This window comes from Paenibacillus sp. CMAA1364, from assembly GCF_054373195.1.
Genome location: NZ_JBITNB010000069.1, coordinates 1 through 772 on the forward strand (window position 1 = coordinate 1; position 772 = coordinate 772).

The 772-nt window shown below is 45.2% G+C and carries 1 protein-coding gene; it reads left to right on the forward strand.

Annotation, left to right across the window (positions count from 1 at the left end):
- Positions 1-772, forward strand: a 772-nt coding sequence (locus ACH8E3_RS16685; RefSeq protein WP_458633773.1) for an IS256 family transposase, incomplete at both ends; no start/stop codon positions are given.

Consider the following 772-nt stretch of genomic DNA (forward strand, 5'->3'; position numbering starts at 1 on the left):
CCTCGTACGCTTCACACCGAATATGGAGACTTGCAGCTAAACATTCCTCGAGATCGCAATGGAGAGTTTAAACAGCAGACTGTTGCGCCATATAAGCGTTCTAATGACACACTAGAATCTTTTGTCATCCACATGTTTCAAAAGGGTGTTACGATGACTGAGATTGCCGATCTCATCGAGAAAATGTACGGTCACCATTACACGCCACAAACCGTGTCCAACATGACAAAAGTAATGGTAGAACATGTCGAAGCTTTTATGAAACGCCCGCTTGAGAAGCGCTATGTCTGCGTCTATATTGATGCGACGTATATCGCAGTTAAACGAGAAACGGTAGCTAAGGAAGCTGTCTACATCGCTGTGGGTATTCGCGAGGATGGCTCCAAAGAAGTGCTCACGTATGCTGTTGCACCAACCGAATCAGCTTACATCTGGAAAGAACTTCTCCAGGATGTGAAACAGCGTGGTGCGGAACAAATCCTTCTGTTTATCTCCGATGGACTCACAGGTATTGTGAATGCAATTCAGGAGATCTATCCGCAAGCGAAGTACCAAACATGCTGTGTTCATTTAGCTCGTAATATTGCTCACAAAGTTCGCGTCAGCGATCGAGCAGAGATCTGTGAAGACTTCAAATCCGTCTATCGATCGCACGATGAAGAGGCTGGAAAGTTAGCTCTTGCAGGCTTCTGTGACAAGTGGAAAGTAACATATCCTAAGGTTGTTAAGTCCCTACAAGACAACCCCTATATCTTCACGTTCTACAGCTTTC